The organism is Afipia carboxidovorans OM5 (assembly GCF_000218565.1).
GTDB lineage: Bacteria > Pseudomonadota > Alphaproteobacteria > Rhizobiales > Xanthobacteraceae > Afipia > Afipia carboxidovorans.
Window position 1 is genome coordinate 3,280,564 of the sequence record NC_015684.1, and the last position, 23,609, is coordinate 3,304,172.

General features: G+C 60.2%; 22 protein-coding genes. 6 read left to right on the forward strand and 16 right to left on the reverse strand.

From position 1 onward, the window contains the following. Positions 1 to 404: 404 nt before the first annotated feature. The 7 genes from OCA5_RS15480 to OCA5_RS15510 form a co-directional block, all read right to left on the reverse strand. On the reverse strand, positions 405 to 1,595 hold the full coding sequence (locus OCA5_RS15480) for a patatin-like phospholipase family protein (protein ID WP_013913364.1): 1,191 nt from the start codon (positions 1,593 to 1,595) through the stop codon (positions 405 to 407). A gap of 157 nt (positions 1,596 to 1,752) precedes the next feature. After that, positions 1,753 to 2,526 (reverse strand): enoyl-ACP reductase FabI, encoded by a 774-nt coding sequence (gene fabI / locus OCA5_RS15485; protein ID WP_012562033.1) that lies wholly within the window; start codon positions 2,524 to 2,526, stop codon positions 1,753 to 1,755. Then, complete coding sequence (locus OCA5_RS15490; RefSeq protein WP_012562032.1) at positions 2,526 to 3,728, reverse strand: acetate/propionate family kinase; 1,203 nt, start codon at positions 3,726 to 3,728, stop codon at positions 2,526 to 2,528. Before OCA5_RS15490 ends, fabI begins: the two co-directional genes overlap by 1 nt. After that, positions 3,725 to 5,152: a bifunctional enoyl-CoA hydratase/phosphate acetyltransferase gene (locus OCA5_RS15495; RefSeq protein WP_012562031.1), complete on the reverse strand. Its 1,428-nt coding sequence runs from the start codon at positions 5,150 to 5,152 to the stop codon at positions 3,725 to 3,727. The genes OCA5_RS15490 and OCA5_RS15495 overlap by 4 nt, the downstream gene beginning before the upstream one ends. A gap of 49 nt (positions 5,153 to 5,201) precedes the next feature. Next, the gene (phbB, locus tag OCA5_RS15500) at positions 5,202 to 5,948 is read right to left on the reverse strand and encodes an acetoacetyl-CoA reductase (RefSeq protein WP_013913365.1); all 747 of its coding nucleotides are present in this window, start codon (positions 5,946 to 5,948) and stop codon (positions 5,202 to 5,204) included. 10 nt (positions 5,949 to 5,958) lie between these two features. After that, positions 5,959 to 6,402: a phasin family protein gene (locus OCA5_RS15505; protein WP_013913366.1), complete on the reverse strand. Its 444-nt coding sequence runs from the start codon at positions 6,400 to 6,402 to the stop codon at positions 5,959 to 5,961. A 109-nt stretch (positions 6,403 to 6,511) separates the two neighbouring features. Then, the gene (locus OCA5_RS15510) at positions 6,512 to 8,272 is read right to left on the reverse strand and encodes a PHA/PHB synthase family protein (protein WP_012562029.1); all 1,761 of its coding nucleotides are present in this window, start codon (positions 8,270 to 8,272) and stop codon (positions 6,512 to 6,514) included. Positions 8,273 to 8,589: 317 nt separating this feature from the next. Here OCA5_RS15510 and OCA5_RS15515 point away from each other — a divergent pair, with 317 nt between their 5' ends. The 6 genes from OCA5_RS15515 to OCA5_RS15540 all read left to right on the forward strand — a co-directional run bounded on the left by OCA5_RS15515 (position 8,590) and on the right by OCA5_RS15540 (position 15,164). Beyond that, positions 8,590 to 9,198, forward strand: coding sequence for a TetR/AcrR family transcriptional regulator (locus tag OCA5_RS15515; protein WP_013913367.1), 609 nt, complete (start codon positions 8,590 to 8,592; stop codon positions 9,196 to 9,198). A gap of 88 nt (positions 9,199 to 9,286) precedes the next feature. Continuing rightward, positions 9,287 to 10,318 carry a secretion protein HlyD gene (gene hlyD, locus OCA5_RS15520; RefSeq protein WP_012562027.1) on the forward strand — a complete coding sequence of 344 codons (1,032 nt, stop codon included), beginning with the start codon at positions 9,287 to 9,289 and terminating at the stop codon, positions 10,316 to 10,318. Position 10,319: 1 nt separating this feature from the next. Further along, positions 10,320 to 12,101 carry an ATP-binding cassette domain-containing protein gene (locus tag OCA5_RS15525; protein ID WP_012562026.1) on the forward strand — a complete coding sequence of 594 codons (1,782 nt, stop codon included), beginning with the start codon at positions 10,320 to 10,322 and terminating at the stop codon, positions 12,099 to 12,101. After that, positions 12,098 to 13,267 carry an ABC transporter permease gene (locus tag OCA5_RS15530; RefSeq protein WP_012562025.1) on the forward strand — a complete coding sequence of 390 codons (1,170 nt, stop codon included), beginning with the start codon at positions 12,098 to 12,100 and terminating at the stop codon, positions 13,265 to 13,267. The genes OCA5_RS15525 and OCA5_RS15530 overlap by 4 nt, the downstream gene beginning before the upstream one ends. Positions 13,268 to 13,271: 4 nt before the next feature. Then, positions 13,272 to 14,390 carry an ABC transporter permease gene (locus OCA5_RS15535; protein WP_012562024.1) on the forward strand — a complete coding sequence of 373 codons (1,119 nt, stop codon included), beginning with the start codon at positions 13,272 to 13,274 and terminating at the stop codon, positions 14,388 to 14,390. Positions 14,391 to 14,588: 198 nt separating this feature from the next. After that, positions 14,589 to 15,164 (forward strand): OsmC family protein, encoded by a 576-nt coding sequence (locus tag OCA5_RS15540; protein ID WP_244396141.1) that lies wholly within the window; start codon positions 14,589 to 14,591, stop codon positions 15,162 to 15,164. Between the two features lie 166 nt (positions 15,165 to 15,330). Here OCA5_RS15540 and OCA5_RS18930 read toward each other — a convergent pair whose 3' ends face one another. The 9 genes from OCA5_RS18930 to OCA5_RS15580 all read right to left on the reverse strand — a co-directional run bounded on the left by OCA5_RS18930 (position 15,331) and on the right by OCA5_RS15580 (position 23,595). Then, a complete protein-coding gene (locus tag OCA5_RS18930) occupies positions 15,331 to 15,771 on the reverse strand; it encodes a hypothetical protein (RefSeq protein WP_013913368.1) in 441 nt (146 codons plus the stop codon). A 996-nt stretch (positions 15,772 to 16,767) separates the two neighbouring features. Beyond that, positions 16,768 to 17,478 (reverse strand): ABC transporter ATP-binding protein, encoded by a 711-nt coding sequence (locus OCA5_RS15545; RefSeq protein WP_012562020.1) that lies wholly within the window; start codon positions 17,476 to 17,478, stop codon positions 16,768 to 16,770. Position 17,479: 1 nt separating this feature from the next. Beyond that, positions 17,480 to 18,682 carry an ABC transporter permease gene (locus tag OCA5_RS15550; protein ID WP_012562019.1) on the reverse strand — a complete coding sequence of 401 codons (1,203 nt, stop codon included), beginning with the start codon at positions 18,680 to 18,682 and terminating at the stop codon, positions 17,480 to 17,482. Further along, positions 18,679 to 19,872: an efflux RND transporter periplasmic adaptor subunit gene (locus OCA5_RS15555; RefSeq protein WP_012562018.1), complete on the reverse strand. Its 1,194-nt coding sequence runs from the start codon at positions 19,870 to 19,872 to the stop codon at positions 18,679 to 18,681. Before OCA5_RS15555 ends, OCA5_RS15550 begins: the two co-directional genes overlap by 4 nt. Before the next feature lie 118 nt (positions 19,873 to 19,990). Further along, on the reverse strand, positions 19,991 to 20,587 hold the full coding sequence (locus OCA5_RS15560) for a TetR/AcrR family transcriptional regulator (protein ID WP_012562016.1): 597 nt from the start codon (positions 20,585 to 20,587) through the stop codon (positions 19,991 to 19,993). A 305-nt stretch (positions 20,588 to 20,892) separates the two neighbouring features. Further along, complete coding sequence (locus OCA5_RS15565; protein ID WP_012562015.1) at positions 20,893 to 21,399, reverse strand: 3TM-type holin; 507 nt, start codon at positions 21,397 to 21,399, stop codon at positions 20,893 to 20,895. Beyond that, on the reverse strand, positions 21,392 to 22,126 hold the full coding sequence (locus OCA5_RS15570) for a glycoside hydrolase family 108 protein (RefSeq protein ID WP_012562014.1): 735 nt from the start codon (positions 22,124 to 22,126) through the stop codon (positions 21,392 to 21,394). Before OCA5_RS15570 ends, OCA5_RS15565 begins: the two co-directional genes overlap by 8 nt. 90 nt (positions 22,127 to 22,216) lie before the next feature. Further along, positions 22,217 to 22,507, reverse strand: a complete 291-nt coding sequence (locus OCA5_RS15575) for a DUF6127 family protein (protein WP_012562013.1) — start codon at positions 22,505 to 22,507, stop codon at positions 22,217 to 22,219. Between the two features lie 17 nt (positions 22,508 to 22,524). Continuing rightward, positions 22,525 to 23,595: a DUF2793 domain-containing protein gene (locus OCA5_RS15580; RefSeq protein WP_012562012.1), complete on the reverse strand. Its 1,071-nt coding sequence runs from the start codon at positions 23,593 to 23,595 to the stop codon at positions 22,525 to 22,527. Between the last annotated feature and the right edge of the window lie 14 nt (positions 23,596 to 23,609).

Sequence of the window (23,609 nt, forward strand, 5' to 3'; positions counted from 1 at the left end):
CAAGTGCGGGCTACGCGCCTCCTTCATGCCCCCGAGATGGACGTTGCTGCGTCCAGTATAGCGGGGGCCGGCGATAGAACCGCCGACCGGGATGTCGCTGATTTTCGTGTCAATCCAGCCCGCGTGCCGCTTCCAAAACCTCATCCGAAAGCGCGGGGTCATCGATGGACCGGGACAGGGATACGGTGCCGATCATCGCGGCCTTCTATCCTCGTTCCTCTTAGCCTGAGCGCATTGCAGCGATGATGACGGACAAGAGCACCGTTGGCAACGGCGATGACGGGAGACAACAACACGCGGAACACGAGATAGAGACTCCTCTGCGACACCAGGAGACCAGCGGAATTGTGCGCCTTGCGACATCCGTCAGATCGCCCTCTGCAACGTGATGAGTCGCCAGCGCGCTACATTGTTACCCTTTGTTCGCGGCCGTCATTCAGAGGACGATCATTGGATGGCGGTGCCTTCTCCCAGAACGAACCGGTTTTCGCCTTTTCATAACCGTACTCATAAAGAGACCGCATATAGCCTGTATCAAAGTCAGGCGAGGCAGGTGACGGAATATTCCTGTCGATATAGGTCAGGTTGAATCCAAGCTTGTTGTGCCGGGCGAAGTCAAAGGTGCCGTATAGAATAGACCGAGTTTGCGTCTTTGTGGTCGAGGCAGAACTCCGCGCAGCGATATCCGCCGTGTTGTTCCGCACCACTTGAAAATCTGGTTCGACCTTGTTGTTGATCAAAATGTAGATGTCTATATGCAGATCTCGGCTGAAGTTTCCATTCCGTAAAAGGAATGCATCCGGTAACGTCAGCACAGGCGCCATCACCGCCCCATCCGCATGCATCTCCTGAAAACGACGCCCGTTTGCCTCAACGTCGATTAGCATAGGTGGGAATACCACCGGGACGCTTGCCGATGCGGCAACGACGTCCCGAAACAGGTTCAAAGCCTGGGTTGATCCAATCGAGGCAATCCGCCCCATGTCCCAGATCACCGTACGTTGCGTATCGAGATTGGTGGTTACAATGAAAAGCCTTCTGCCCCTGGCGTGTTCGGCACAAATTGCCGCGAGCAATTGCTGGTCAACATAATGAGCGACGAGTTCGCGCAGACGCGTATTTCCAAACAGGCCTGATCTGAAAAGGGCATTCGCAATACTTGGCGATCCGAGAATGCTCTCCGCTATGCCGCTGGTGTATATTTCTTTCAGCGTGGCATCGTAAGTAGGCCCAAGAAATGCAAACGGCGCAATCAATGCGCCTGTGCTCACCCCCGAAACAACTGAAAACTGCGGGCGAGTGCCGGCTGCGGCCCAGCCACTCAAAACGCCGGCACCGTAGGCACCGTCGGCACCGCCTCCGGATAGCGCAAGATAGCTATGCGAGCCAGCACGAAGGGGCACGCGCGCTTCATTGGAGAACGTCGATACTGGCTCGTCCGCATATCTCCGCAGATTGTTGAGATCGAGCACACGCGAGGATAGCGCGTCATTGGCGGTGTAGGGTGTCCGCGGAAGAGAACTGCAGGCGGTAAGGATCGTCATGGCGATGACGACGAACGATAGACGACCGGGCAAACTGAGAGTGCTGCTCATTCCCACCCCTATTTTTTCGAAGCGCCATGTCGGCTCTTTCAGCGCAACCGCACTGATTTGGAACTGCCTGAGGTATTGATGTACAAGTTGAACATCCAGGTGTCCGTTGAACTCGATCTTGCCGCTGCGCGGGCGTATGTCACAGGTGATCCGTCCGTCACGCGATCGTATGAAAGCCGCCATCGGCGTAGACGACCGACCCCGTCATCGGGCGACCCGCCTCGCTTGCCAGAAAAGCAGCGACTGCGCCAATCTCTTCAATGCTAACAAGGCGGTTTGCGGGAGTGCGTTCGCGGATCTTGTCGAGGAGATCGTCGAACCGGCCGATGCCGGAGGCGGCGCGCGTCTTCGCAGGTCCAGCCGAAATCGCGAAGGCGCGGATGTCGCGGTCGGCGAGATCGGCGGCGATATAACGTACGCTCGATTCCAGAGCGGCCTTCACTGGTCCCATCAGATTGTAATTCTCGACGACACGGTCGGCGCCATAAAAACTCACAGTCAGCAGACTTCCGCCTTGCGTCATCAGCGGCGTCGCGAGCCGAGCCATCCGGATGAACGAATGACAGGAGACGTCCATCGCCAGCGCAAAGCCGTCGGCCGAGCAGTTGATGACACCGGTCTGCAAGTCTTCCCGCGGGCAGAACGCGATGGAGTGGAGCAGAAAATCGAGCCGGCCCCAATCGTTTCGGATGCGCTCGAAGACGGCTTCGAGCTGTCCGGGACTGCGCACGTCGCATGGCGTAACGATGGTCGCGCCGATGGCCTGCGCGACGGGCTCCACGTAGGGCCGCGCCTTCTCGTTGAGATAAGTGACCGCCAGTTCCGCCCCCGCCTGGCGAAGGGCATGAGCGCAGCCGGCGGCGATGCTCTGTGCATTGGCGATGCCGACGATGAGCCCACGTTTACCCGAGAGATCGACGACAGGAGCCATCACAAGCGCCCCGCAGCGAAGCTGTCATGTTGCAGCACCGACAGCGCCTCGTCGGCAATGACGCGCTCTTCATCCGTTGCAATGACCAGCATTTTGACGCGCGCGCCGGCCGCGCCAATCGACCGGGCATTGACGGCGTTCGCGGCTTCGTCCAGTTCGAGCCCGAGCCAGCCGAGGCGCTTCGCTACTGCAGCGCGCACCGGCGGCTGGTTCTCGCCCACGCCCGCCGTGAAGACGATGGCGTCGAGTCCGCCGAGCGTGGCCGCGAGGCGGGCGATTTCGCCGGCGATGCGAAAGCAGAAGAGTTCAAGCGCCTCGGCGGCCTCAGGAGCAGCACTTTCAATCAATTCGCGACTGTCGGCGCTAATCCCGGAGACGCCGAGGAGCCCGGAGCGACGATAGAGCAGATCCTCAACATCGATCGGTTTCATACCTTTCTGCATGATGAAATGCAGAACGGCGCCCGGATCCAGCGCGCCGCAGCGGGTCGCCATCGGAACGCCATCCAGCGCGGAGAAGCCCATACTGGTGTCGCGGCTACGACCGCCCGCCAATCCGCACAGGCTCGCGCCGCTGCCAAGATGGGCGACCACGATGCGAGCGCCGGCGAGTTCGGGTTCGCTTTTCTCGATTTCGCCGGTGATGAACTTGTAGGAAAGTCCATGAAAACCGTAGCGTTTCACGCCCTCGTCATGCAGGGCGCGCGGGATGGCAAATCGGCGGACGAGATCCGTCTGGGTACGGTGGAAAGCCGTGTCGAAGGAGGCAGTCTGCGGCAGACCGGATCGCAGCTGACGGATCGCCTGAACCAAACGCAGTCCCTCTGGCTGGTGCAGCGGCGCGAGCGGCGTCAGGGCTTGCAAGGTTTCGAGCGCGGCGGCGTCAAGCAGGATTGGCCCGGCGAAGGTGTCGCCGCCGTGGACGATGCGATGGCCGGCAGCGGCGATCTGATCCATATCGTAGTGCCAGGATAGCCGGCGGAAGGCCTCGCCGAGCACAACGTGCAGTTCAGCTCCGGCGTCAGCTTCAAGCGCCACGTCGAACGTATCCGGGCCTTCGAGAAGATGAAACCTCAGGGGTGGCTTGTGGAAGTCGATCATTCCCTTCCCGATGCGCCGCGCCTCATCTCCTTCGAGGGCGAACAGCCCGAGCTTCACAGTGGACGATCCCGCGTTGAACGTGACAAGCATGCGCTGGCTCATGCGGATTTTGCTCCCTGAGACCGGCGAAATACGATGAGCTTGGCGAGCGCAGCGGAGGCGATGCGGGTGCGCAGCGAATCGGCCCGGCTCGTCAGGATGATCGGCACGCGGGCGCCGAGCACGAGACCGGCTGCGTCCGCGCCGCCGAAATAGATCAGTTGCTTCGCCAGCATGTTCCCGGCCTCGAGATCCGGCACGAGCAGAATATCCGCCTGACCGGCGACCGGCGAGATTATGCCCTTGTTTCGCGCTGCGTCGCAGTTGATGGCGTTATCGAAGGCGAGCGGCCCATCGACGCGTGCGCCCGTGATCTGGCCGCGAGCCGCCATGACAGTCAGCGCGGCGGCGTCGAGCGTAGATGGCATGCGGGAGTTGACGGTCTCAACGGCAGTAAGGACGGCAACGAGCGGTTCGACGACGCCGAGCGTGTGCAGAAGGTCGACTGCATTCTGGCAGATGTCGCGCTTGTGATCGAGAGTCGGCTGAATGTTGATCGCCGCATCGGTGACGACAAGCGGCTTCGAGTAGGCCGGCACGCTCATCGCATAGACATGGCTGACGCGACGATCTGTCCGCAGTCCGGAATTCTGGGCAACAACGGCTCCGAGCAGTTCGTCGGTGTGCAGGCTGCCTTTCATGAGCGTGGCGACGTGGCCGCCGGCGGCAAGCTCGACCGCGCGGGCGGCCGCCGCATGGCTGTGCTCGACGGCTTCGATCGGGATTCCATCAAGCGAGACGCCGGCCTCCTCAGCCGCGGTCCTAATTTTGGCCTCGGGCCCGACGAGAAGCGGCTCGAGCAGGCCCTTGTTACGGAGTTCCACCGCGGCCAGTATGACATCAGGCGAGCAAGGATGGACGATTGCTGCCTCGAGCGCCGGCAGGGCCCGCGCATCCTTGACGAAATGCTCGTATCGGTCGCGCCGCACCAGTGCAACGTCGGGAAGCAGTGCGCGCGGCCATTCGATGGCGCGGTCCGGAGCGATCACGGTCGCCGAGCCGTTCAACACCTCCTCGCCGCGCTGATTCGCGCCGCGCGTGTCGAGAACGACGATGCGCTTCTCCGGCCACTTCTCCCGGACGGTGACGGTGACGGTGATCGTATCTCCGGGGGAAACTGGTTTACGGAAGCTTAGATCTTGCTCGAGATAGATCGTGCCCGGGCCCGGCAGCTTCGTGCCGAGCACGGCCGAGACCAGCGCGCCAGTCCACATCCCGTGGGCGACGATATGTCCGAATATATCGGTCGACGCGAAGACGGGATCGAGATGAGCAGGATTTACATCACCGGAGACAGTGGCGAAAAGATCGATGTCGTCGCGGCCAACGACGCGCACGAGGGAAGCGCTCTCGCCGATCGCGAGTTCGTCGAAGGTGCGGTTCCTGAGTGGGGATTGATCCAAGTCTGCCTCAGTGTTGATGAACATAGGTTCCAGGGGCGCCAGCTCTGCGGTTAAAGCGTTGCTTCCCCGCGTGTCAGTACATGTGCTGACCGCCGTTCATGGCGACGTTGCTGCCGGTCATGAAGGCAGCGGCATCACTCACGATGAACGCCACCAGCGCTGCGATCTCATCCGGCTGACCAAGGCGGCCAACTGGAATCGCATCGATGATCTTCTGGCGCAGGTCCTCGCGCACCGCCATCACCATCTTGGTGGCCAGGTAGCCCGGCGAGACGGTGTTGACCGTCACGCCCTTGCGCGCCACCTCTTGCGCCAGCGCCTTGGTGAATCCATGCACGCCGGCCTTGGCCGCCGAGTAATTGGTCTGGCCAAACTGGCCCTTGCTGCCATTGATCGAAGAGGTGTTCACGATGCGTCCCCAGCCTCGCTCCACCATCGGATCAATGAATGGCTTGGTGACATTGAACAGGGAGTCCAGATTGGTGCGCAGCACGGCATCCCAGTCGGCCTTGTCGAGCTTGCGCAGCGTGGCATCGCGGGTGATGCCGGCGTTGTTCACCAGAATGTCGACCCGATGACCATCAGCATGGATGCGCCGCGCCAGCTCCTGCGTCGATTCGTATTCGGACACATCCACCCCGTAGGCGGCGAACGTATAACCCTGTGCTGCTTGCGCTTGCTGCCACTGGTCAATCGTGGTGTTGCCCGGCGTATGTGTCACGATCACGCGGTGGCCGACGTCGTGCAGAGCACGGGCGATCGCGGCGCCCAATCCCCGGTTGCCTCCGGTCACCAGGGCCGTTCGCTGAGAGGTACTCATGGCGATCTCCTCACTTCTCGGCCTTGCTCTGGGGCGTGGCGGCTGGCCCAAACCAGGGCTGTGTCCATGGTTGAAAAAGCTGCGCAAAAGAAGCTGCATCACCACTGGCCCCGAAGGCCTCGGATACGGACCCCTGCCAAGTCGTGAGCGCCTGGCGCAGGCCATCGACAAAGGTGGCCTGGCCCTTGGTAGCGGTTTGAGCGATTGCTTGGGCATCGCCAACGCGGCCCTGATACAGGCACCGGAACGCCTCGGATGGCAAGGTCGCGAGCGCCTGCCAGTCTGCCACCTGCTGAAGCTTCTGGATGCGCGCAGTGGTTTCCTCTACGCCGCCAGCGCTGAGCTGTTGCATGGCTTCTAGCCAGCGATGTCCGCTTTCTTGCAGCAAACGGATGATCTGTAGCTGTAGCTCGGCGTTGGCTTTGTAGAGTTGGATAGGCAGTTCGTTGTTCATTGCAATGCTCCACGGTCACGTTGTGCCCCATGGGGGCAGGTGTGGGCCATTCCTTGCGGGGTAGCCCGATCAAACCGCGGCAGCTCTGTCTCCGCCGCGGGTGGCCACGTCACGTCATTGCCACGTATGTCCCGGGCGCGTCGCCAAGTGGTGTGTACGTGCTGCCGCCCATGGCAGGCGGCGATACGCGCCCGGCCGAGCGCTGCGCCAACCACTGCTGCCAAGCCGGCCACCAAGAACCCTCGTGCAAAGGCGTTTCAGCGCGCCACATCTGCGGATCGACGTAGCGCTTGCCGGCGGCACGGGTGGCAATTTGGAAGCTGCGCCGGGGATGCCCCGGCTCGCTGACCACGCCGGCGTTGTGCCCACCGCTGGTGAGCACGAAGGTCAACTCCGCATCACTGAGCAGGTGCATCTTATACACAGAGGGCCAGGGAGCGACGTGGTCGCGCACTGTGCCGACGATGAACATGGACACATCGATATCGGCGAGCGCCACCGGCCTCCCGCCGACCTGATAGCGTCCCTCTGCCAGATCGTTGCCCAGATACAGTTGCCGCAGGTACTCGCTGTGCATGCGATACGGCATGCGGGTCACGTCGGCATTCCAGGCCATCAGATCATTGAAGGCTTGCCGCTCACCCAACAGGTATTCGCGAATCTGTCGCGACCAGATCAGGTCACGCGAATTGAGCAACTGGAACGCGCCAGCCATCTGCCTGCCGTCAAGATAGCCCTTGTCCCACATGCCGGCCTCGAGCCACGCCAGTTGGCTCTCGTCGATGAAAAGCGCGATCTCGCCAGATTCACGAAAGTCGGTCTCAGACGCCAGCAGCGTCAAACTTTGCAGACGTTCGTCACCATCGCGCGCCATCGCAGCAGCAGCGATCGCCAACAAGGTACCGCCCAGACAATAGCCGACCGCTTGCACCTTACGCTCGGGAACAATGGCCGTAACCGTATCCAATGCGTCCATGACCCCCAACCGCCGATAGTCGTCCAGGCTGAGGTCGCGATCGGCTGCGGTCGGGTTCCTCCATGAAATAATGAACACCGTATGCCCTTGGCCGACCAGATACTTCACCATTGAGTTGTGCGGCGACAGGTCGAGGATGTAGTACTTCATGATCCAGGACGGCACGATCAGGACCGGCTCGGCATACACATCGGACGTCGTGGGTGTGTACTGGATCAGTTCGATCAGGTGGTTGCGGTACACCACCTTGCCTGGGGTGACCGCCACGTCCTTGCCGACCTCGAACCCTTCGACCCCTGCAGGCGCATCGTCGAGCGCGAGGCGCCTTGCATCTTCCAGAAAGTTCATGGCACCGCGCCACAGGTTTGCGCCGCCGCTTTGCGAGATGGCGTGCAGCACCTCGGGGTTGGTCCAGATGAAATTCGAAGGCGACCACATGTCCAGCCACTGCCGCCCTGCGAAAGTGACCATGCTCTCGTGATGGCGCGACACGCCACGCACGCCCGTGGTGGCGTTGTGCCACCACTGCTGCTGCAACAAAAAGCCCTGGTGAATCACGTTGAAGGGCCACTGCTGCCAAGCCGGGGCGGCAAAGCGTCGATCCTGCTCCAGAGGCTCGATGCAGGTCGGACAGTCGTGCGTACTGGCGACGCGCAAGCCATAGCGCGCAAGGCGCTGCTGCTTGTGCAAGCCCTTTTCGATCAAGCTGCGTTGCTTGCCTGGGGAAAGGCTCAGGTGCAACGCCCAGTCATACCAAGCCAGCAGACCAGCCGCCGGTGACAACCCACCCGTGCTGCGCGCCCGCAAGGCGTTAACAAACGCATCCAAGGCATCGGGCGGCGTACTTTCAGACGAAGTCGGCGCGAGCTTGTTGGCCATGTCAACAGCGGTCATCTCCAGCTCTTTCCAATCAGCGAGTAATCTATTACTATCCTACTGTCCATACCAGAACATGCAACCCACATCTCATCAGATAACCGTTTTCTGGCATCAGTGCGCACGGCTCGCTTCCTGACTGACGTCGGCACAAGAGTTCTTCGATACGGCTTGAGCCATAACGACGCCACAAACCGCTCCGAACCAGACCGCTCATTCCGAACATCAAACCCAGACTCAATCCCGTGCCGAATAACCAAATTCTCTTTCTTCCATAAGGGTTATTTCGGGTGTTAAGATAGTAACAAACCACCTGCTTTTTGGAGTTCCAGATAGTGAATGATCGCTCTCAATACTTGCCCGCCGACGAGCGCCGAGCCGCCACAGTGCAAGCCGTGGTCGACTTGGCAGCCAAGCAAAACCCGGCCGAGATCACGACCGCGGCTATCGCTGATCGGATGGGTTTGACGCAGGGTGCGTTATTTCGTCACTTCCCCAACAAGGACGCGATCCTGGAAGCAACGATGTCCTGGGTCAGCGAACGGCTGCTGATCAGCGTGGACAAGGCGGCCGAAGGCGCCGCATCCCCTGTTGCGGCGCTCGAAGCCATGTTCATGACGCATATCGACTTCGTGGCCAAACATCCTGGCGTGCCACGCATGCTGTTCGGAGAGCTACAGCGCTCTGGCGAGACGCTCGCGAAGCGTATGGTGCAAACCTTAATCCGTCAGTACGAACAGCGACTGCGCCGCTTGATGGAGGAAGGCAAGGCGCAGGGCGAGTTGGACGCAGAGCTAAACGTGGATGCTGCCGCCGTGTTGTTCATTGGCACTATCCAGGGATTGGTCATGCAGTCGTTGTTGGCCGGCAAGGTCAATCGGATTCGGCGCGAGGCTCCAGCCGTATTTGCCATTTATCGCCGTGGCATTGAAGCAGCGCAATGAAAGCTCTCTGCGTCCATGCCCCCGGCGAGCCAACGCCGAACCAGCGCATCATAAACCTCGTCGCCGCTCAGCACATGGGGCGCATGCGATGACCAGAATTGCCTCCTCTCGCACCGCGAAACTAGCAATCGTTTTCGGGGCTGTCTTCGTGCTGGGTCTCGGCGCCGCGTTCTTATGGATACAGCGCACCGACAAGGGTATTGGCCTGCTGCGCCTCTATGGCAATGTCGATATCCGCGAGGTGCAACTGGCCTTCCGCCAGCCTGGGCGCGTAACTCAAATGGCTTTCGATGAGGGCGACGCCGTCAGCGCCGGCACGTGCTTGGCCGCTCTTGACGCGCAGCCCTATCGGGAAGCACTTGCGGCCGCGCAAGCCCAGGTGCAGGTGGCACAGGCAGAACTCGCTAAGCTGCGCCGCGGTTTGCGTCCGCAGGAAATTACCCAGGCACGAGAGGCGCTCAAACAAGCACAGGTTGTTGCTATTGACGCTGAGCGTAACCATCAGCGTCAAAGCAGTCTGCTTGCGTCAGGGTCCACCACCCAGCGCGCAGCCGACGCCGCCCGCACGGCTCGAGACCAGGCAGCCGCTGGCGTTGAGGTAGCCAAGGCTGCGCTGTCGCAGGCATTCGAAGGTTTTCGCGAGGAGGACATTGCCGCCGCGGAAGCACGTCTGGCTGTCGCGCAAGCAGCACAGGCGCAAGCCACTATCTCTCTTACGGACACTGAATTGATAGCGCCTAGCGACGGAACCATCATCGCGCGGGTACGTGAACCCGGCAGTATGGTTGCGAGCCAGAGCACGGTCTACAGCCTAAGTTTGGACAAGCCTGTCTACGTGCGCGCCTACATAGGTGAGCCGGATTTGGGGCGTATCGCGCCCGGCACCGCAGTGCGTGTTAAGAGCGATTCTGCGGGAAAGATTTATCGCGGTCAGATCGGCTTCATCTCACCGCGCGCCGAATTCACACCCAAGACGGTGGAAACGACGGATTTGCGCACGGACCTGGTCTATCGCCTGCGCATCGTCATCGACGAAGCCGATCATGACACCGCTTTGCGCCAAGGCATGCCGGTGACGATCGAGGTTGATGCTAAGTCCGGTCCCATGGGGAAACGCTAAGATGCAAGCGAGCGCCGTTATTGCAGCTGCGCCGAAAAGCTCGAACGCAAACGCAGATGCCGCAGCCGTCGTGATCGAGGGTGTGGACAAGCATTTTGGCGACGTGCGTGCCTTGCGGAATTTGAGTGCGCGCATCCACTACGGGCGATTGACGGGTCTGGTTGGCCCGGACGGCGCTGGCAAGACGACGCTGATGCGGATTCTGACCGGCCTCCTGGTACCCAACGCCGGCCACGTCACCTTGGCCGGGTACGACGTGGTGCGGGACAACGACGCCATTCACGTCGCCAGTGGTTACATGCCGCAGCGCTTCGGTTTGTATGAAGACCTGTCAGTGATCGAGAACATGCGCCTGTATGCGCAGTTGCGCGGCATGGACGCAGACCGCAACGCCGATCTGTTTGCTGAATTGCTCGACTTCACGCGGCTTGGCCCCTTTACCAAGCGTCTGGCTGGAAAGCTCTCTGGTGGCATGAAACAGAAGCTGGGCTTGGCCTGTGCGCTCATGGCGCGGCCCAAAGTCCTCTTGCTGGATGAGCCCGGAGTAGGAGTCGATCCGGTCAGCCGCCAGGATTTGTGGCGCATGGTACAGGCACTCACCGACGAAGGCATGGCGGTGGTCTGGTCCACCGCCTATCTTGACGAGGCTGAGCGCTGCGAGAGTGTGCTGTTACTGAACCAGGGCCAACTCTTGTTCGATGGCCCGCCGCAAGAACTGACTGCGCAGCTTAAAGGTCGCAGTTTCCGTCTGGAAGACGTCGGCGCCAAGCGCCGGGCGGTGTTGACAGAAGCACTCGATCTCGAGAGCGTGAGCGATGGTGTGATCCAGGGGGCTGGCGTCCGCGTGGTGCTGCGCGCCGGCGCGCAAGCGGAGCAGATCCAGGCACTGGCCGATCAGACGCAAGTACGGCTGGCGCCGGTGCCTGCACGCTTCGAGGATGCCTTCATCGATCTGCTCGGCGGCGGCCCCGGTGGCACCTCTACCTTGGCCCAGCGCCTGCCGCCGATCGAACTGGGTTCCGACATTGCCGTGTCTTGCCGGAATCTCACCAAGCGCTTTGGTGAATTCACCGCCACCGACAATGTCAGTTTTGAAGTACAAAAGGGCGAAATCTTTGGCCTGCTTGGGCCCAACGGCGCAGGCAAATCCACTACCTTCAAGATGCTGTGCGGCCTGCTCAAGCCGACTGCAGGTGAGGCGCATGTTGTGGGGCACGATCTGCGTCGGGCGACTGGCGAGGCAAAGAGCCGGCTTGGCTACATGGCGCAGAAGTTTTCGCTCTATGGCCTGCTCTCGGTGCGGCAGAACCTGGAGTTCTCGGCCGGGGTGTATCAATTGGCCGGGGACACACGACGCGAACGCATCGAGGAAATGATAGCAACCTTCGACCTGGGCGGCTGGTTGTCCGCCACACCCGATTCCCTGCCGCTGGGGCACAAGCAGCGCCTGGCGCTGGCATGCTCGCTCATGCATCGGCCTCCCGTGCTGTTCCTGGACGAACCCACTTCGGGCGTGGACCCCATCACCCGGCGTGAATTCTGGACTCACATCAACGGCCTAGCGCGCAAGGGTGTGACCATCATGGTTACCACCCACTTCATGGACGAGGCCGAATACTGCGACCGGGTGGCCATGCTCTCGCGTGCGCGGCTCATTGCGCTGGATACTCCTGACGCGCTCAAGCGTGTCACCGCCAATGCCGAGCGGCCGGATCCGACCATGGAGGATGCCTTCATCCATCTGGTGGAGTCCGCCGACCGTGAAATGGAGGCGACCTCATGAACGCCGCCCCACAACCCAAGGACGGAGATGGCGCGAGGCGAGCCAGCCTGCGCCGCTTCAATCTGCAGCGCCTCACGGCACTGGTTTACAAAGAAAGCCTGCAGGCACTGCGCGACCCGTCGACGCTGCTGATCGCGTTCGTATTGCCGGTCGTCTTGCTGCTGCTGTTTGCCTATGCGGTGTCGCTGGATGCCAAGGAGGTCCGCGTCGGCGTAGTGCTGGAATCACCCGGCGCCGCCGCGCAAGAGCTAGCTGCCGCCTTTTCTGGCACCCGCTTTCTGGACGCGCACTTTGCCCACGATCGGCGCGAAGTGGCCGACAAGCTCGTCTCCGGCGAGTTGCGTGGCTACGTAGTGATCCCGCAGGACTTCGAGCGACGCCTGGCCCAGCGGGGCAGTGAACCGCTAGTGCAGATCGTCACCGATGGCTCCTATCCTAATACTGCCAGCTACGTCGAAAACTATGCCCGGGGTGTGGTCCAAAGCTGGCGCGCCGGGCTTGATGTTGCAGCGCCCGCCCAGGCCGTGGTGCTGGAGCCGCGCTACTGGTTCAACCCCGAGCTGGAGAGCCGCCGCGCGCTGATCCCCGGCGCCATCGCTATTGTCATGACCATCATCGGCACCATGCTGACGGCGCTGGTGGTGGCGCGCGAATGGGAACGCGGCACCATGGAGGCCGTGCTGTCCACGCCCGCCTCGGTGGCGGAAATCCTGATCGGCAAGCTACTGCCGTATTTCGTGCTCGGCATGCTGTCCACGTTGGGCGCGGCAGCGCTGGCCGTGTTCGTGTTTGGTGTGCCGCTGCGCGGCTCGTTAGCAGCGCTGCTGCTGCTGTCGGCGGTGTTCATGGCACCGGCGCTGGGTCAGGGACTGCTCATCTCATCACTGGCGCGTAACCAGTTTCTGGCGGCGCAGATCGCGCTGTTTACTGGCTTTTTGCCAGCATTCATGCTCTCGGGCTTCCTGTACGAGATTGACGCCATGCCGGCACCTATCCGCGCCATTACCCGGCTGATTCCGGCGCGCTACTTCGTCGAATCGCTCAAGACGGTGTTTCTGGCCGGAGACATCTGGACGGTATTCACTCGCAATCTATTGGCTATGGCTGCCATCGGTGTCGTGTTTTTCGTGCTTGCCCAGCGCGCCACACGCAAGAACCTGGAGTAGGCCCGTGTCCAGCTCCATCTTCAGCTTCATCCGCTTGCGGGCGCAGTTTATCAAGGAAATCCTCAGCGTCCTGCGCGATCCGCGCAGCCGCATGGTGGTGTTCGTGCCGCCCATCCTGCAACTGCTCGTGTTCGCCTTTGCCGCAACGCTGGAAGTGCGCAATGTCGACATCGCCGTGTACAACCAGGATGCGGGCCGCTGGTCGCACGAACTGGTACAGCGCCTAAATAGTGCCCGCTTCATCACCCAAGTCCGGCATGTGGACAGCCAGCGGTATCTGCACGAGTTGATTGACCGGGGTGAGGTGATCGCCGCGCTCGCCATCCCAGTGGATTTTTCGCGCACGATTGCCGCCGGTGACAGCGGCCGCACACAGGTGCTGGTCGATGGCCGGCGCAGCAACTCCGGTCAGATCACTGTCGCCTATCTGTCCACCATAGCGGCCGATGTCAGCGCTGAAGTCGTGCCCGACGCGCAAGCGCCAACACCCGTGGTCGTGCGTCACTGGTTCAATCCGAACCTGGTCTACCGCTGGTTCATCGTACCCGGACTGACCGGGATCCTGGCGCTGTTCAGCGCGCTGCTCATCACCTCGCTGTCGATTGCGCGCGAACGCGAGCTCGGCACTTTCGACCAGTTGCTGGTGTCGCCCACCTCAACGCCGGAAATCATCATTTCCAAGTCGCTGCCGGCGCTAGCGATCGGCACCCTGCTGGGTCTTTTCATGATCAGTGCGGGCGTATTTTTGTTCCGCATTCCCTTTACCGGTTCGTTCGGCTTGCTGCTTGCCAGCCTGGTGCTATTCATCTTGTCGGTGGTCGGCATCGGCCTCATGATTTCCGCGGTCAGCATGACGCAGCAGCAGGCCATTCTGGGTGCATTCGCTATTGGCGTGCCGGCGGTACTGATGTCCGGCTTTGCTACGCCGGTGGAAAACATGCCAGTGGTCCTGCAATGGTTGGCCCAAGTCATTCCGCTGACCCACTTCCTCATTATCGTCGAGGGCAGCTTTCTTAAAGCCATGCCGCCCGGTGACATTCTCGCCAGCCTGTGGCCGCTGGCGGTCATCGCCCTGGCCACGCTGACGATGGCGACCGTATTCGTCAGAGGGCGCCTCCAATGAAACCGAAGACCCGCACCCCTTTCTTTTGCGCAGCGATCACTGGACCGGGTGCGAGCCTTCAAAAGGTTGCCCATCCAGACATGAACAAGGACGCTGCTGTTGCCGAAGCTTTAGCCAATCCCCGAAGACCGAATGGGCAAGGCCCAGGAACGCACCTCTCAACGCCGAAGGATGAAGAGGCCATGGTGCGGAGCGTGATTGACGGCGACCTTGCCAGAACGTCAGGCCGCAGAGAAGATGCTCAGCCTGTACATGAACATCCTGCCGAATCTGCCGACATGTCATGCACAACCACTTGCCATCCAGATAATGGAGTCTTGCTTCATGAGCGAAACGCACTCTGTCACCATCACGCGTCAAGACAAGTTCAAATTCCTGATCGATTTTGAACCTGGACTTGGACAGATCATGGGCGACGAGGCCCCGCCAATCGGCGACGGCACAGGCCCGACGCCGGCCCACCTATTGGCAGCCGCGATGGCTAATTGTCTGTCGGCCAGCCTGGTATTCGCGATCGGCAAGTTCAAGGGCGACCCTGGGCATCTCGTCACTACGGCAACCTGGGAAGTTGGCCGCAATGAACAGAACCGGCTGCGCGTAACCGGCGTCAATGTGGCGATCACGCTGGGAGTCGCAGCCGATACCCTGCCGCGGCTCGATCGCGCACTGGAACAGTTTGAGGATTTCTGCACCGTGTCCCAGAGCGTGCGCGCTGGCATTCCGTTCAATGTTACCGTGAAGGAGATGGATGGAACTGTGCTGAAACAGGGCTGATCCGCTATGTTCTCGCATCTCGGCTCCGAGCATCCGCACCAGCGCCTGTGCGTAGAGGTCGAAGCAATCCCATTCCATCCCCTCGACATCGCAGTGCCGTTGAGCACGACTTCATTGGAAGTATGGCCGAACGCTTCCTCATTGTTACGGGAGTTCCCGCGCACTATTATTGGTTCGATGGTGGATCGTTTTGTGCATCGGGCGAAAGCGAATATTCACGGCATCTAATTGATAAAATGACGCTTACGCCAAACCAAAATGCCGTTCGCAGGCTCATCGCGACGACAGTCTGCATTTCGTAAGCGTTGCCTGCCAATATCCAGCCACCTAAACCAAGAAAGACTATAGTGGTTGCTATGGTAATTGCCACCGCAGATACGGGCGCCCACCTGCGTTTCAGAATCAATCCAACGCCACTGATAATATACGCAAAGCCGGCTGCAAAATTGAAATACAATACGAAAGGCACAATTTTTGCCGCCGAACTTTCTGTCCCATGTAGCTCAAAAAGAGCACGCCCTCCGGAAATAAGCGTGGCTGCTCCGAACAGGATCGCGATTCCGGAAAGTACTTTAATCACCGGATTTGATGTCCAGACAGACACCATGACCTTTCCTCCTCATCCATTTCGGAAGGCGCGCACTACCGCTCCAATTTAAAGGTCTGTTTGCCCTCCCGGAGCCCAACATATCCGTTACTAGTGCGAACCAATTGTACACAACGCTCAGGAAGTAGTGCTCCTGGCTTGAGACAAAGACCATCCGGCGTCGGTCGCCATTTTGGAGTCAACTCCATCGGTCCACCCGTCATCTTGCCTGTCCCGTTCTGGAAAAGAATAAGAGTGCCGGGACGACCATCTTCCATTGTCATTTTCCACGAACGCCCATCGGCAACCTTTGCCGCCAATGATGCGTTGGAGTCTGAAACTTGAGCCGGCGCCCTAGTCATTTGCATTACTACGCCAGCGATCATAACGATAAGCCACGTCGTGCGACGATGCGTTCTGATGTTCGTGTCGAAACGCGACGAGGGGGTCGATGAATTCAAGCTCATGGGTGCAAACTCCTTATTTTGACATGATGACAAGCGATGAGGCGGCCGCGCTCCTAGCGCTTCGTTATCGATCGCAATTTCAGGAGCGATCTTTTTATCCGAAGCGAGATCATTGACAGGGTGCACCGAAGCAGCTTTCCAATTTTTGCTGCCCTGACGTAGCCTATCCGCAATGCCCGACTGCTTAGATTATGAGAGCCAACGGCTACGTAGAATCCGATCGCCACGGCAGCGAGTATTATAAGCAACATAATAAGAAAGACTCCCAACAACGTGAGAAACGTAAATCCGCAAAAATTCAGGAAAGTGTTCCGCAGAATATTCACCCCAGGTCTGGTCGAAAAAGATCGACCTCGCATCTGCATTGAAGTGTGTTTCGTGCTGGAGTTTCGATGAACAGGGGCGACAAGGAGCGTCCGCCAGGCGGGAGCTGAATGAAGCATCTGAGTATTGTTATCTGCCACAGTTCGACAATGTTGCTCATCGCTTCTCACCTCCTCCAAGCTTGCTGCCGGCTTACGGAATGTCGATATAGTTTGAGAGGCTGTGCTCATTCGAAACCGCGCCCCTCTCCAGCCTCTTCGATAGTTACGCCATCTCTGATATGGTAGATGCGCTTGAAGGTCGGGATGATCTTCTCATCGTGCGTGACGACGATGATGGCTGTTCCGAATTGAGCGGCCATTTCATTGAGAATGCGGATCACGGTGAGGGCTCGCACGCTGTCGAGCGGCGCCGTGGGTTCGTCGGCAAGGACGACCGGCGGACGGTTGATCAGGCCGCGCGCGATCGCAACCCGTTGCTGTTCACCACCGGAAAGTTGCGAGGGCATTGCAGTAGCGCGATGTTCGACATCAAGCGCCTTTAGAAGTTCCCGCGCGCGTCGACGGGATTCATTGTTGGGGACGCCGGCCAGCATGGGTAGCAGCGCGATATTGTCGGTGACGTCCAGAAAGGGGATGAGGTAGGGTGCCTGGAAGACGAAGCCGATCTTGTCGCGTCGCAACGCGCGAAGATCAGGGATGCTCCAGCTATCATTATAGATCGTCTCGTCGCCGAGGGTCATGCGCCCACCAGTCGGGTCGATGACCGCACCCAGGGCTTTGAGCAACGTACTCTTGCCCGAGCCCGACGGGCCGATCAGGCCGACCACCTCGCCGGGTGCAACCTGCATATTGATGTCTTTCAGGGCGTCGACCGCGGTATCGCCGCTGCCATACCGCTTCCTGATTTTTTCGATGAGGATTCCGCCGCTGCCCATCTCAGCCCCCGATCGCCTCGGCGGGATCGACCTTGAGCGCCATGCGGATGGCGACGACGCTGGCGAACGCACAGATGACGATGACGCCTATGAGCCCGATCATCGTGTCGACGGAGAGAAGAAGAACGAATTTCGGGAAGAGAGGCGCCGCGAAGGTCGCCGTGATCTTGCCGACGACGAAGCCTATCAGTCCAAGCACGACCGCCTGCTGCAGGATCATGGCCGCGATGGTTCGATTGCGCGTGCCGATCAGCTTGAGCACCGCGATCTCGCGTATCTTGTCCATCGTGAGCGTGTAGATGATGAAGGCAACAATGGCGGCGCTGACAATGGCCAGGATGGCGAGGAACATGCCGATCTGCTTGGCGGACGTCGCGATGAGTTTCCCGATCAGAATCTCTTCCATCTGCGGTCGCGTATAAACGGTTAGCCGCTTCCACCTTGCTATGTCGGTTGCGATCCGTTCCGAGTCGTAGCCGGGTTTGACCCGGACCAGAACCGCATTGACGTAAGGGTTGCTGTTTTGCAAGGCGATCACTGCATCCAGCAAGCCAGGCACCCAGGGCCGGTTAAACTCCGGATTTTCGCTGGTGCGGCGACGCTGGCGGACTATGGAGTCGTTGTCCTTGAGGAATTGTGCTTCCTGCGCGTCCTTCAACGGAATGAAGACCATCGGATCGCCACCCGACGACACCGTCCGCCGAGTGAGGCCCACAACCGTATAGTGGTTCCGTCGGATAACGATCGTGTCCCCCAGGGAAAACCCCGTAGCGACGTCGGCTACCGCCTCGTAGTGGCTGCGCGTGATCTGCCGCCCCGCGACAAGAAACGGCGGCCGGCCGGGTGTCGCCATGTCTCCCGGCGCGGTGCCCACCACCATGGCACGCACGTCCGAGTTTCCTTTTCGAACCTGCATTGTCAGATAGGTGACGTTAGCGACCCGCTCGACGCCGGGGATCGCGAGGATCACGCGATAGATGTCATCATTGATACTTGAGGATTCCGCGTATGGGCCGAGTGTGTTTTGCTGGACGACCCACATATCGGCGCCGCTGTTGTCGAGCAGCACCTTGCCGTCATCGACCATCCCTCGATAGACGCCAGCCATGGTGAAGGTCACACCGATGAGCAGACCAAGCCCGACCCCTGTGAAGACGAACTTGCCCCATGAATGCAGAATATCGCGTCCAGCGAGGCTGATCATTTGAGTAGCTCCACAGGATTACCGGCTACACGAATGCGGCTCGCACTGGCCAATCTGGATGCGCTGTAAACAACAATCCGATCGCCTACCGTCAGGCCTTTTTTAATCTGCACGACCCCTTCAAGGTCGGCAGCGCCGAGTTGGACGATCGTAAAGCGGGTCTTTCCGTCCTCGATTTTCCAGACACCCAGTTTGCCGCCGACATTCTGGATCGCAGCGTTCGGGATCACAGGTGAGGTAGGAAGTTCTGGAAGAGCAACGGTCACTTCGGCCAATTCACCGATCGAGGGCAGCGGTTCTGGAAGCGTGTCGAACTCCACCTTGGCCAGATTTTCTTCCGTCACCGCGTCAGCGAGGACTTCCACGCGCACCACCCGTCCCGGCACGCCTTTGCCAGCACGTGAACGCAATGCAATCGAGGCGGGCAGGTTCTGCTGGAGGCCAGTTGCCGCAATCTGATCGAACCGGGAATTGATCCAGAGATTTTTCGGATCGATCATTTCTATGACCGCCTGGCCAGCAACTATGGTCGTTCCTGGTTCGGCTTTGCGTGCTGCGATTACCCCATCGACCGGCGCACTCAGGATGAGATTCTCTCGCTGCTTGATCAGGCCCTCGCGGTCGGCGCGATTGCGTTGCAGGTCCTGTTGCGCCGCAAGGAGATTCGACCGCGCGGCCGAGAGAGCAGCATCAGCCACCTGGCTGTCCTGCCGCTTGGTCTCCACCGCGACTTCGCTGACGGCGCGGGTCTTCCAAAGTTCTTCATAACGTTTCGCCTGGGCAAGCGCGAAATCCTTGCGTGCCAGCGTATCCTCGACCTGTGCTTCTGCGGTCTTTATAGATGCTTCTGTTCGACCGATCGCCGCATCGAGCGCTGCGATGCGAGCATCCAGATCCACCGGGTCCATTTCCGCCAGAATCTGACCGGCGCGCACCCTCTCACCCACATCAACATTTATCTTGGCGACGCGGCCCGCGATGGTGGGGCCAATCTTGTAAGAGAAGTGAGCTTCAACCGTGCCAATACCGAAGAGTGCGGGCGAGATCGAGCGGGCCTCGACGACGGCGGTCGTGACAGCCACCGGCGCCAGCGGTCCGGAGCGCAATATCACGTAGCCGAACAAGGCGGCAGTCACGATTCCAACGCCGATGAGCATCAACGTGCGACGCTGCAATGAAGGCAGTTTCACGGGCTTGCCTCCACACCACCACGAATATCGGGAAGGCTTGCGGTAAGAACAACATCCGCCATGAATATGGCTTCGACGGATCGAGTTGGGGATGTGATGATCGAGGAATACCAATAGTTCATCTCGCCGCCTCAACCGCGCGTCGATACAACGCGAACGCTCCTGGCGCGCTGGCGCGGAAGCGTTTGACGTTACCGACGATGAGGGACTGCATGACAAGGCCCTGGATCGTGCCGATAAACAGTGTGGCGGCGACCGTCTCTTCCAGAGTGGGTGCCAGTTCGCCACGCTCCTTGCCCTCAGCAATGAGCCGTCCAAGACGCTCGCCGTAACGCTGGATCAAGGTCGGTGCCATACGCCTGGCCACGGTCTGCTCGGCGCGCTGTAATTCTCCGAACAGCATCCGAGGTACGCCTGGGTGCTCCGAGATGAACTCGATATGCGCCGTGAACGCAGCCTCCAGTGCGCCAAGCGAGGAAGTCGCCTTATTGATCCGTGCAAGCAGGCGTTCAGAGAGCCTCTCCATCACGGCTTGGAGAATGGCGTCCTTGGATGGGAAGTGCCTGAATAAAGCCCCCTGGGTCACTCCCATCCGCTTGGCGATCGCCCCGGTGGTGATGTCTGCGGGGTTTTGCTCGGCAGCGAGGTCGATGACGGTTTCGACCGTCACCTCACATCGCTCTTCCGCGGAAAGGTAGGCTGGTCGAGAGATCATGTAGTGACTCCAGAAGATAGTAATTAGTCACTATCTATCATCAGAGCGAATCTCCCGCAAGGGGGGTAAGGGTTCTTGTACCTTCGTCGGATGCCAGCCCATCTCGACAAGGGTCGCCCCGCACGTTGATGGCCGTGGCTGGAATATCGGCCGTAGTCGGAGCTCTATGGAACGTCATTTGCCGAGAGAGAGTCTGACTTCGAAGTTGCCCTGCCGTCCTGAGCTGCGACAAAGAGAGGTGAGCTTTGATTTTCCATTTTAATTTCTTGTTTGATATGATCGCTCGGCAGCTCGCCTGCATACACCTACCGCCCCAGCACGGACTTGATCGTATGGCCGCCGCCATAGATCGCGAGCCAGAGTCCGGCGAAGCCGAGCAGATGCTCCCACGGGATCGGCGCAATCGACGCGCTCATGGTGGCGTTAACGGTCGGCAGAATCACACCGTTCCATGACCACAGGAACAGCAGCATCCACGACATCGCTGGGCGCCAACCCCAGGAGAAGACGCTACCGCGCTCGTCCTCGCGCTCCAGCATGCGGTTGCGCTGCGCGGTCGCCATCGTGAGATAAGCAAGCCATTCGGCGCTGCGCTCGTGCTCGACCGCCTGGATCTTCGCAGCCGCGTTGGCATCGGCTTCAATCGCAGCCTTCACCGATTCCGGTGTCGGCTGTGCACCGAAGGCTCGGGCGAGTGCCTCGATGACCTGTGCCGAGGCCTCGCCAGCGGTACCACCGATATTGGTGCGCAGAATCGAGCCGAGGATCGGTGCCCCAAGACTGACAAGGAGCGGGGCGAGGATGCTAAGCATAGGTAGCCTCCTGCGCGTAGGCAGTGGCACGCCGGGCGTTGATCACGGCGCGGATGATGAGGATGGTAAACATCGCGAAGGTAAAAATGACTATTCCAGCGACAAGCCAATTGCCAAGCTGCGCGCTCTGATCGATGGCGATCGCGCCACTGCCGCCAGCGCCGGTCGCGCCGCCAGCCTGCTTGCGCACGAGAGAGCGGGCCTTATCAGCCTCGCCATCCAACTGCTTCCTGACGACGGCGCGATTGTCATTTGCAGCCGCAAGCGCCCAGGCGACGCCTTTGGCCTCAACGTCGGCGACGCGGCGGGCCCAGCCGCGACCGAACGTCGTCCAAATTTTGAGCGACTGCATAAAGCCAAGCCGTCTGGCGCAGATGCGCTTGACTGTCTCGTGGTCCGCCTCGCCGACCGAGGCGAGCAACCATTGACGCCCACGCGAAACGCCGGAGTTCACAGAGGCATCGTATGTCGCGAGATCGACGCCGACGGCAAGCGTCGGCCCTCCACACGGCAGCCAGTATTCGTCAAAATAAATTTGCTCGGCCTCGGCCATATCGATTGCACGGACCGGACGGACTGGTCGCCGCTGCTTGGTGAGCCAGGCATGATAGACCGCCTCGGTGATGCCATACATCGTTTTGCCGCCGGGATCGGCGGGATGATCAGACCACCCACCCTCCCACTTTTTGGTGACGTCATGACAGCGCCGGAACTTGTCGGTGCTCATCGACGGATCTCCTTTGATATTAGACATAAAAAAAACCGCCTTGCGGCGGGTTGCAAATTGATGGTTTGGCTGCTCGTGATGCGCGGCTAATCAGGGGCCGTCGCCAAACAGCCTCAACTTGATGGCGATACCTGCGAGCAGTGCAAGCATGATCGCTGTGGTGATCATGCGCACAGCGGTCTGGACGGCGGTGCGGCGGATGAAGCGAATGCTGTCGAGTAGAGTTCGCAGATCGTGGATATCGAGAGCGGCATCCTCGCCGTCGAGGCCGACATCGGCCAGCGCTCGTTTTGCGCCTTTCTCGGCCGCGCGCGTCAGGATCGCCTCAAACTCGGCGTCGGGCATACGTACAAAGCCCGGATCGGAATGTGACGGTGTCATCGTGTCATACTCCCGGCTCAACCGATTTTGACGCCCCAGAACGACGTGTGGCTCGCCGCAAAATATCCATCGGCATCCCGGAATGTGCCCTGGAGCTCGACTGTGTCGTCTGCATCGAGCACCACCATGGTCTGCAGCCAGAGTGCCGTTGCTTCGGAAACATGGGCGCCGGAGATTTCGCCGAACGAGCCGCGGATTTCGGTGGTACCGTTCAACAGCAGCCGGCCGCGCATACGCGCTGTGGTACTGGAATTGACCTTGTAGAGTAGCGTCGCGCCAAAGAGATATGTGCCGGCAACGGGGGCAACGAAGCGATTATTGGCAGTGTCAAACGACCCCTGGTCGTTATAGTCGGTGTTGTTGATAGCGATTTTGGTCCAGCTATCAGCAGCGACGTAGTTGTCATAGTTGGTGTAACCCTTGAAGCGCGACAGCCGGGGCTGATCGACGATACCGGTCGTATTGTCGACACTTAAGGCGTCGAAGAAACTCGAACCGTCAGCCGAGACCGCAAGCCGGAATCTGTCGGTACCGAATAGGCCAACCAGCGCCTTGGTGACATAACCGGTCTGGAAGACGTAGCCGAGATCGTTGCCTGCAGCCTCCTTGTTCATTGTGTAAAATAGATCGCCTGTGCCGCCCTCGGCCGCCGACCTTGCCGTCCAGAGCGTAGCGTTGAGTTTGGCCGAGAACGGGTTCGCCATATCCGCTGTGGTGCCGATACCGAGCCGCGCCAGATTCTGCAGCGCCGACGGCGTGGTTCCAATCCAGCCGGAGCCATCGTAGACGAGCAGCGCCCCCTCGTCCTCAACCCATACCCGCCAGCCCGTGCGCGGCGGCAGCTGCAGCCAAGCACCATCGGTGTAAAGTGCGACGCGACCATCCCAGCCCGTCCACGCGCCGGTTGCGCCAGATGCGACGATATAGCGATCGCCATCGGTGGGGCTGGCCGGCGGCACGGTCATGCCGCGACCCCTGACCGAGAGCTGGACGATGCCGTCGAGAAGCTGCAGCGCTTCATTGACGGTGACGTGCTTTTGCGCCTGATCGGCCGCGAGCTGCGGCAGACCGAGATTGGTCGTCGACATGGTAGCTCCCGTCA